Raw genomic sequence first — 9,500 nt, forward strand, 5'->3', positions numbered from 1 at the left:
GAATTGGCGGGCGTTGCCAGCAGCGTGCCGCGCCGGTCGTGCCAGGAGCTGGCGGCGGGAAGTCGGGCGACGCGGGCAATGATGGCGGCGGCGCGGCCGCGGCGGCCAGCAAGATCAGGGCGAGGTTTTCTAGGTTGGACATGGAAAGCGGGAGTTGCAGTCCGGCAGCGCACCCAGCCGATGTGGCGCCGGGCGCCCGCATGCAGGCCGTCGCGCGCACGGCGCAGATACAGGCCCTGCGCATCGCGCTCCATCGTATAGCCGTTGATGCCGTCGGCGGCCGCGCCGTCGCCCGCGATGCGCACCGCGTGGGGCAGGGGCGCATCGGCCGCGCCGCGGTTGGCGATCAGGATCTCGCGGGCCGCGCCCGCCCCGCCATCCTGCAGCGTGACGGCAAGCTCCGCGCGCAAGGGCTGGCGCGCCAGCTCGGCCCGCCGGGTGGGCAGGCTCCACGCGCGGGCGTCCGCTTGCGTGGGCAGCCGGAACCTCGCCAGGCCGGCCAGCCGCGCGGGCGGATCGCGGTCCAGGTCGCGCACGAAGGCCGCGATCGTCGCGGGCATGGCCATGAGTTCGCTCGCGCGGCCCTCGCCTTGCAGCGCAGACCGCTCGCTCTCGATGGCGGCGATGCGGTCTTCCTCGTTCCAGACGACGCGGCTGCCCTATGCCGGCAGGGCCACGCGCCAGCCGTGCGGCGCGCCGCCGCCGTAGGCGCGCACCCGGGCTCTTGCGCGTTTCGCCTCGAACAGACCGAGCGCGGGATCGAGCACGGCATGCACCTGCAGCACCGATTCGTCGACGGCCGCGAGCGCCTGCTCCAGCTGCGCGCTGTCCAGCCAGGTCGGCAACATGGTTATCGACAGGCGCACGCCGGCCCGCCGCCACGCCCGTACCGTGTGCTCGAGACGCTGCGCGGCCGCGCGTCGCGGCAGGCGGCCAGCAGCAGCGCAATCAGGCCGGCGGCAAGCGGCAGGCGAGCATGGCGAGGGGCGGCACGGACGGATCGGGGCAGCGGATTGGACGGAATGCGCGGGCGCCGCGCGGCCCGCATGATTCTGTCCAAACGCCGCGCGCGGCTGGTGCTGGCAGTCGCGCCGCGCGAGTGCCAGCATGCGGCATGCAAACCTGCGCGGCCGATATGGGTATTCGCGCCGCGACGGTCCGAGGCGGAAGGCGGGCGAAAACGGCCCGGCAAAACGGACCCGGCATGACCGGACCCGGGGCATGCATACGACACGAAACACAATGCTGTCTTTGCTTGCCGGCGGCCCGCTTCAAGCCGGAAAGCCTGCCGGATCGAGGCAAGTCGAAGAGGCGGTGTGCGGCTTTTTTGGGATGACGGCCAAATGAATTGCCACAAACGGTGAAATTGGGCTTAGCATAGGGTCATGGCTTGGCATCCGCGCCGCCGGTTTTCGGATTCTTCGCGCGCATGCCCTCGTCACCACGGATTCCGTGCCGCTTGAACACAAGACTTTTTTCGCAAGACGGCACCGCCCTGAACGCAAGCGCAAAGCGCCGTTCAGACCGTTCGCTACCATCGCTTAGCGGACGCGCCGGGCACAACCCGGGTCAATAAGAATCCACTGGGATCTCGCTCTTCCCTTCAGATCATTGCCGAGCATTGCGCATCGGGCGATCCAGGCACGCGCGTCCGGCGGTAATACGCTGAAGTGCAAAGCGAGAGAACTCTTCACTTAAGTTGCACTCCTTGACGGAACTTGTTTCGCGAGGGGGCGGCCTAAACTGAACGAATCCCCATTGCGCGCCCGGCCGCCATCGTGCGAAAGCCGGATGTGTGGCGAAAGCAACATAAGGCGCGACGGCGAAAGCTTATGGCGAGATTAGCTATGAGCCTCCCGCCTTCGGGGCACACAATGGGATTTCGTAGTGCTGTTTGGCTTTTTCGCGTGTTGTAGGAGGTTTCCGTGCAAAACATCGTCGAAGGCTTCAAGTCGCAGTATGCAAGAGAGCAGCAATCCGAGCTTTCCCTCGAGGAATATCTGGACCTTGCGAAGCGTGATCCCATGGCCTACGCCAGTCCGGCCGAGCGCATGCTGGCCGCGATAGGCGAACCGGAGGTCATCGACACGCGCAACGACCCACGTCTTTCCCGTTTGTTTTCCAACCGGACCATCCGGCGCTATCCGGCGTTCCAGGAGTTCTACGGCATGGAGGACGTGATTGCGCAGATCGTTGCGTTCTTCAAGCATGCTGCCCAGGGGCTGGAAGAGCGCAAGCAGATCCTGTACCTCCTCGGCCCGGTGGGCGGCGGCAAGTCGTCCATCGCGGAGCGGCTCAAGTCGCTGATGGAAACCTACCCCATCTACGCCTTGAAGGGCTCGCCCGTGAACGAATCGCCGCTGGGGCTCTTCAACCCCGACCGTTTCGGCAGCACGCTCGAGAAGGAATACGGCATTCCGCGCCGCTACCTCACCGGCATCATGTCGCCTTGGGCCGTGAAGCGGCTGAAGGAATTCGACGGCGACATCTCCAAGTTCCGCGTCGTGCGGCTCAACCCCTCGGTGCTGCGCCAGATCGCCATCGCCAAGACCGAGCCCGGCGACGAGAACAACCAGGACATTTCCTCGCTGGTGGGCAAAGTGGACATCCGCAAGCTCGACCGCCATTCGCAGGACGACCCGGACGCCTACAGCTACTCCGGCGGCCTGTGCCTGGCCAACCAGGGCCTGCTGGAATTCGTGGAAATGTTCAAGGCGCCCATCAAGATGCTGCACCCGCTGCTGACGGCCACGCAGGAGGGCAACTTCAAGGGCACCGAAGGCTTTTCCGCCATTCCGTTCAACGGCTGCATCCTGGCCCACTCCAACGAATCGGAATGGCAGACCTTCCGCAACAACAAGCACAACGAGGCCTTCCTCGACCGCATCTACATCGTGAAGGTGCCGTACTGCCTGCAGGTGTCGGAAGAGGTGCGCATCTACGAGAAGCTGCTGCACAACAGTTCGCTCGCCAAGGCGCCCTGCGCCCCGGGCACGCTGGACATGATGGCGCAGTTCTCGGTGCTGACGCGCCTGAAGGAGCCGGAGAACTCCAGCATCTACTCCAAGATGCGGGTGTACGACGGCGAAAGCCTGAAAGACGTGGACCCCAAGGCCAAGGCGCTGCAGGAGTACAAGGACTACGCCGGCACCGACGAGGGCATGACCGGGGTTTCCACCCGCTTTGCGTACAAGATTCTGTCGAGCGTCTTCAACTACGACCAGAGCGAGGTGGCCGCCAACCCCGTGCACCTCATGTACGTGCTCGAACAGCGCATCGCGCGCGAGGATTATCCCGAGGAAGTCCGGCGCCGCTACCTGGAGTTCATCAAGGGCTACCTGGCGCCGCGCTACGCCGAATTCATCGGCAAGGAAATCCAGACCGCCTACCTGGAGTCCTACTCGGAATACGGCCAGAACATCTTCGACCGCTACGTCACGTTTGCCGACTGCTGGATCCAGGACGAGGAATTCCGCGACCCGGAAACCGGCGAAAGCTTCGACCGCAGCGCGCTGAACGACGAACTGGAAAAGATCGAGAAGCCGGCCGGCATCGCCAACCCGAAGGATTTCCGCAACGAAATCGTGAACTTCGTGCTGCGCGCGCGCGCCAACAACAACGGCCGAAATCCGACCTGGACCAGCTACGAGAAACTGCGCGAAGTGATCGAGAAGAAGATGTTCTCGAACACCGAGGATCTGCTGCCCGTCATCTCGTTCAACGCCAAGGCGTCGGCCGAGGACCGCAGCAAGCACCAGAGCTTCGTCGACCGCATGGTCGAAAAGGGCTACACCGAGAAGCAGGTGCGGCTGCTGTGCGAGTGGTATCTCCGCGTGAGGAAGTCTTCGTGAGGGCTGCAAGTCATGAACTCGCTCATCGACCGCCGGCTGAACGGGCGCAATAAAAGCGCCGTCAACCGCGAGCGCTTTCTCCGGCGTTACAAGAACCAGATCCGCAAGGCGGTTCACGGAATGATCCGCGACCGCTCGATCCAGGACATGGACCAGGGCGGCGAGATCAACCTGCCCGCCCGGGACATCTCCGAGCCGCAGTTCCGGCATGGCCCGGGGGGCGACCGCGAGATCGTGCACCCGGGCAACCGCGAGTTCGCCAAGGGAGACACTTTCGACCGGCCGCAGGGCGGCCAGGGCGAGGGCGGCTCCGAGCCGGGCGAAGGCGAATCGGTGGACCAGTTCACCTTCAGCCTGTCGCGCGCGGAGTTCCTCAACCTCTTCTTCGAGGATCTGGAGCTGCCGCACATGGCGCGCACGCAGCTGGGCGAGGTCAGCCAGCGCAAGTGGCAGCGCGCCGGCTACACCACTACCGGCTCGCCCAGCATGCTGAGCATCAGCCGCACGCTCAAGTCTTCGCTGGCCCGGCGCGTGGCGCTGGGCGTCAAGGCCCGCGCCGACCTCGAAGACGCCGAGGAGCGGCTGGCCCAGGCCCGGGCGGCCGGCGCCTCCGCCGACGAGATCAAGGCGCTCGAGCAGGAAGTGGAAGACTGCCGCGAACGCCTGACCAAGCTGCCCTTCCTGGACGACCTCGACCTGCGCTACCGCAACCGCGTGTCGGTGGCCATTCCGGTGGCGCGCGCCGTGATGTTCTGCCTCATGGACGTGTCCGGCTCCATGGACGAGGGCAAGAAAGACCTGGCCAAGCGCTTCTTCACGCTGCTCTACCTCTTCCTGTCGCGCAAGTACGAGCACGTGGACCTGGTGTTCATCCGCCACACCGACAACGCCGAGGAAGTGGACGAGCAGACGTTTTTCTACGACCCCAAGAGCGGCGGCACCATCGTGCTGTCGGCGCTGGAACTGATGCGCGATATCATGGAAAAGCGCTACCCGCCCTCGGCGTGGAACATCTATGCCGCCCAGGCCAGCGACGGCGATTCCTTCGGCGCCGACGCGGGCAAGAGCGCGCGCTTCCTGGCCGAGCACCTGCTTCCGGCCACGCGCTACTTCGCCTATATCGAGATTCCCGACTCGCAGGAGGCGCGCAAGAGCAGCCTGTGGGCGGAATACGAACAGAAGCTGGAACCGCATTTCGTCATGCGGCGCATCTGCGACCGCGGCGAAATCTACCCCGTGTTCCATGACCTCTTCAAGAAGGAGGCCGTATGACTGCCATCGTGGGCGCTCTCGTCGAACCCGGCCAGGCCGGCAGCCCCCGGCCGCTTTCCCAGGGTTCGGAATGGACCTTCGAGCTGATCCAGACCTACGACGAAGCGATCTCCCAGGTTGCGCGCGAGTACGGGCTGGACACCTACCCGAACCAGATCGAGGTCATCACCTCGGAACAGATGCTGGATGCCTACGCCTCGGCCGGCCTGCCCATCGGCTATCCGCACTGGTCGTACGGCAAGGAATTCATCCGCAACGAACAGTTCTACCGGCGCGGCATGCAGGGCCTGGCGTATGAAATCGTCATCAACTCCAACCCCTGCATCGCCTACCTCATGGAAGAAAATTCCATGACCATGCAGGCCCTGGTGATCGCCCACGCCTGCTACGGGCACAACTCGTTCTTCAAGGGCAACTACCTGTTCCGGCAATGGACCGATGCCGACAGCGTGCTCGACTATCTGGTGTTCGCCCGCAAGTACGTCATGGACTGCGAAGACCGCCACGGCATCGACGCCGTGGAGTCGCTGCTGGATTCCTGCCACGCGCTCTCGCTGCACGGCGTGGACCGCTACAAGCGTCCCGCGCCCGTTTCGTACAAGGAAGAGGCCGCGCGCCAGGCCGAGCGCGAAGAACACGCGCGCCTGCAGTACAACGACCTGTGGCGCACGCTGCCCCGGCTCGAAACCGAAAAGACCCCCGAGGCCGCCCGCGCAGTCTTCCCGCCCGAGCCCGAGGAAAACCTGCTGTACTTCATCGAGAAGTACTCCCCGCGCCTGGAACCCTGGCAGAAGGAACTGGTGCGCATCGTGCGCAAGATCGCCCAGTACTTCTATCCGCAGAGCCAGACCAAGGTCATGAACGAGGGCTGGGCCACGTTCTGGCACTACACCATCCTGAACCGCCTGCACGAAAAAGGACTGGTCAACGACGGCTTCATGATGGAGTTCCTGCAAAGCCACACCAACGTCGTGAGCCAGCGCGGCTTCGACGAGCGCGGCTACAGCGGCATCAACCCCTACGCCCTGGGCTTTGCCATGATGTCGGACATCCGCCGCATCTGCCAGTCGCCCACCGACGAAGACCGCCGCTGGTTCCCCGACATCGCCGGCGCCGACTGGCTGAAGACGCTGGACTTCGCCATGCGCAACTTCAAGGACGAGTCGTTCATCTCGCAATACCTCTCGCCGCGCCTGATGCGCGAATTCCGCTTCTTCGCCATCTCCGACCACGAGGCCAACCCCAAGCTCGAAGTCGCCGCCATCCACGACGACGAGGGCTACCGCGACATCCGCCGCCTGCTCGCCGCCCAGCACAACCGCGACAACCTGGTGCCCGACATCCAGGTTGTCCGCTACAACCGCGACTCCGACCGCTCCCTGGTGCTGCGCCACCTCAAGAGCCGCGGCCGGCCCCTGGCCAGCGAAGACGCCGAACAGGTCATGAAACACCTCGCCCGCCTGTGGGGCTTCCGCGTGCGCCTGGAAGAAACCGAACCCGACGGCACCGTCAGCTCCTACCGCGAACAGGATCCGCCGCCGCGTCCGTAGGGATGATTTGTCCCTATAATCGAGGAGAGATGCACGCCCGGCCGCCTTCTGCTAGAATCGCGGATTCGCATTTTCCGCAATGCGAGTCCCGAATCAGGACAGGTGGCCGAGTGGTTGAAGGCGCACGCCTGGAAAGCGTGTATACGTCAAAAGCGTATCGGGGGTTCGAATCCCCCTCTGTCCGCCAAGTCTTCTAAGTCCTTGATTTTTCAGGGATTTCCAAAAATCTGGAATGCAGGATAGGTAGCAAAATGGGTAGCAACACCCGTGAAAATACCTGTCTATGCCCGCCCCGAAACGGGGGTGTACTGCATCCATCTGAGGGTTGATGGTAGGCAAGTCAAGCGAAGCCTACGAACCCGAGACCGTTCCCTTGCTATCCTAAGAGCTTTCAAGTTTTACGAGGCTCTGGGCATGGTAGATCCATCAAAAGTCCGCAAATACGAAATAGACCTGCAACGGGGCTACATCAAGACGGACGGCACCAAGGAAGATAACGAGCAGGCATTGCTCGCCTTGGGCATGATGGACAAGTTGGGGCATCTGGTGCCTGCCAGCGGTGTCCCGCGCAATGCGCCTATCGTGGAGGAACAGCCCAAAGGGTTGCGGCTCTTGGAACTGTTCAGCAAGTTCATGGCAATGAAGAACTTGCAGACCCGTTCGGTTCAGCAATACACAACGAATATCACTGAGTTTGCCGATTTCCTGAAAAATCCGTATCTCTATCGGATAACGGGTGACGATATTACCCGTTATCAAGAGCACTTGAAAAAAGCAGGCAACGAATTAAGAACGATAGACAATAAGGTATCTGTCATTCGAACGGTTCTGAATTTTGCCCTCAAGCATAAGTACCTTTTTGGTGAAAATCCCGCCAAAGATCGGAACCTGTTAAGTGGACGAGAACGGGCAAAAAGTACCTATGGCTGCTTCTATCTTGAAGAAGTCTTGTCGCTATTCGACAGGGAAAGAATGCTTGCCCACAAGAAGAAAGACCCTGATTTTTATCATTGCCTGATGTTGGAGCTTGTGACAGGGCTACGGGTTGGCGAGTTGACCATCTTGAAAAAAGAGCAATTCATCAAGCACGAAAAGGGCTTTCATTTCGTGAGGGTGCTCGATGCCAAGACCCAAGCAGGCATCCGGGAAGTACCTATTCCCGATGAAATTATGAACGAACTGCAGCCGTTCATTGATAGCAGAAAATTGCCCGATGGGAAAGTTTTCAAGTATCGAGAGCTTGAAGGTAAGGGGGCTGGTAATGCAGTGGGCAAGAAATTTGCCCGCTATCTTCAAGAGAAAAAAATCAACCGGGGCAAGCTGGTTTTCCATTCCCTACGGAAATTTTTCAATAATTATATGAAAGAGCAGGAGATTTCCTTGGAGATGCGATGCCAAGTTATCGGGCATGAAGTCGAGGGAACCAATGCTGAAATTTACAGCCAAGATTTTCCGCTGACTGTTATCCGAGATCGGGTTAGTCCAGTGCAAAAACTTCTGCTGGAAAAAGTCCGGTATGTATAACTACCCCCTGACCCCCTAGCAAGGGGGCATTTTTTGGAAGTATCCCTGCGGGGCTCGCTTGCGCGATTCGTGCTAAGTACGCCAGGATCATTCCTCTTATTTTGGGGAATGATATGGAACATGCACGATGCCATCTTGAGGATGACCTTCTCCGTTTCTTGCCAGAAGTATATGAGGCCGCCCAGCAAAAAAATCTCGATCCGCTGCCGCTGCTAGCATGTGTTGAGGATGCACGAAGCATCGCTACAGGTGTCGGGGCAGTGCTGACTATTATTCAAAACAATGAAATTGACAGGCATCAAGATGGTGCCTTGTCTGCTTTCATTGTGGATCAAATGCTGGGCCTGTGCCGCACATCTTTGTCATTGCTAAATGACAAAATCGAGCATACATGTCAACGCCGGTTGAAAACTGACCCACTTTCGTCGGAATCGTCGGAGTAAAACTGACCCACCCCGGCGTCCAAAAAACCTAGCTCCTGATCTTGATATTCCCTGCTTTGCGCTTGTCCTTGAGTCGGTAGCTTTCCCCGGCAATCTGCACGATATGGGCGTGATGCAGCAGGCGGTCGAGCAAGGCGGCGGTCAGCGTTTGGTCCTCAGCAAAGCATGAGGACCACTGACTGAAGGGCAGATTGCTGGTGACGATGATGCTGGTGCGCTCGTAGCGCTGGGCCACCACGTTGAAGAACAGATTCGCCTCCTCGCGTCCAAACGGCAAATATCCGATCTCATCGATCACCAACAGGCGCGGCCCGATGATGGCACGGTTGAAGTACTGCTGCAGCCGATCCTGTTTATGGGCGGTGGCCAACTGCATCATCAGGTCGGCGGCAGTCAGGAAGCGGGTCTTGATGCCCGCCATGACGGCACGGTAGGCCAGCGCCTGAGCCAGGTGGCTCTTGCCCACGCCGCTGGGCCCCAGGAATACGATGTTCTCGGCCCGTTCGATAAAGCTCAGAGCGGCCAGTTCCTGGATCTGGGCACGTGGCGCACCGCTGGCAAAGGCGAAGTCATAATCCTCGATGGTCTTGACCGAGGGCAGCGTGGCAATCTTCATCAAGGCAGCCCGCTGGCGTTCGATCCGGGCGTCGTTCTCGATGCCCAGAAGGCGTTCCAGGAAGTCACCATGGCTGGCGTCCTCGCGGGCACACTGCTGGGCGATGGCCGGCCACTCGCTGCCGATACGCTCCAGCTTCAGGACGTCGCAGAATTGTTCGATCCGGTTGTGTTGGATGTTCACGCCCGCACCTCCAGCAGTTCGTTATAGACCGACAGCGGGTGCTGGAAGCTCTCTCGCGGGA

6 protein-coding genes, 1 tRNA gene and 1 pseudogene are annotated in these 9,500 nt (G+C 61.1%); 6 read left to right on the forward strand and 2 right to left on the reverse strand.

All coding sequences use genetic code 11. From position 1 onward, the window contains the following. A pseudogene (locus AD428_RS28190) lies at positions 1 to 1,223 on the reverse strand (DUF3142 domain-containing protein); the annotation flags it as partial. A gap of 711 nt (positions 1,224 to 1,934) precedes the next feature. Here AD428_RS28190 and AD428_RS17590 point away from each other — a divergent pair. The 6 genes from AD428_RS17590 (at position 1,935) to AD428_RS26290 (ending at position 8,640) form a co-directional block, all read left to right on the forward strand. Beyond that, positions 1,935 to 3,851 carry a PrkA family serine protein kinase gene (locus AD428_RS17590; protein WP_369798778.1) on the forward strand — a complete coding sequence of 639 codons (1,917 nt, stop codon included), beginning with the start codon at positions 1,935 to 1,937 and terminating at the stop codon, positions 3,849 to 3,851. A 12-nt stretch (positions 3,852 to 3,863) separates the two neighbouring features. Then, positions 3,864 to 5,123, forward strand: a complete 1,260-nt coding sequence (locus tag AD428_RS17595) for a YeaH/YhbH family protein (RefSeq protein ID WP_053246038.1) — start codon at positions 3,864 to 3,866, stop codon at positions 5,121 to 5,123. After that, positions 5,120 to 6,673, forward strand: coding sequence for a SpoVR family protein (locus tag AD428_RS17600; protein ID WP_053246039.1), 1,554 nt, complete (start codon positions 5,120 to 5,122; stop codon positions 6,671 to 6,673). The genes AD428_RS17595 and AD428_RS17600 overlap by 4 nt, the downstream gene beginning before the upstream one ends. A 96-nt stretch (positions 6,674 to 6,769) precedes the next feature. Continuing rightward, positions 6,770 to 6,860, forward strand: a tRNA-Ser gene (locus AD428_RS17605). Positions 6,861 to 7,087: 227 nt separating this feature from the next. Then, entirely contained in the window at positions 7,088 to 8,197 is a 1,110-nt protein-coding gene (locus AD428_RS17610) for a tyrosine-type recombinase/integrase (RefSeq protein ID WP_053246040.1), read from the forward strand. A gap of 113 nt (positions 8,198 to 8,310) precedes the next feature. After that, positions 8,311 to 8,640, forward strand: coding sequence for a hypothetical protein (locus tag AD428_RS26290; protein WP_152968138.1), 330 nt, complete (start codon positions 8,311 to 8,313; stop codon positions 8,638 to 8,640). Between the two features lie 28 nt (positions 8,641 to 8,668). On the opposite strand, the gene istB is transcribed toward AD428_RS26290, so the two are convergent. Continuing rightward, the gene (gene istB / locus AD428_RS17615; RefSeq protein WP_053245377.1) at positions 8,669 to 9,439 is read right to left on the reverse strand and encodes an IS21-like element helper ATPase IstB; all 771 of its coding nucleotides are present in this window, start codon (positions 9,437 to 9,439) and stop codon (positions 8,669 to 8,671) included. Positions 9,440 to 9,500: the final 61 nt, after the last annotated feature.

This window comes from Achromobacter sp. DMS1 (assembly GCF_001270295.1).

Excerpts from the sequence above, each read along its gene's own strand:
- AD428_RS17595 (WP_053246038.1), top strand. The coding sequence starts at position 3,864 with ATGAACTCGCTCATCGACCGCCGGCTGAACGGGCGCAATAAAAGCGCC.
- AD428_RS17600 (WP_053246039.1), top strand. The coding sequence starts at position 5,120 with ATGACTGCCATCGTGGGCGCTCTCGTCGAACCCGGCCAGGCCGGCAGC.
- AD428_RS17610 (WP_053246040.1), top strand. The coding sequence starts at position 7,088 with ATGGTAGATCCATCAAAAGTCCGCAAATACGAAATAGACCTGCAACGG.
- AD428_RS26290 (WP_152968138.1), top strand. The coding sequence starts at position 8,311 with ATGGAACATGCACGATGCCATCTTGAGGATGACCTTCTCCGTTTCTTG.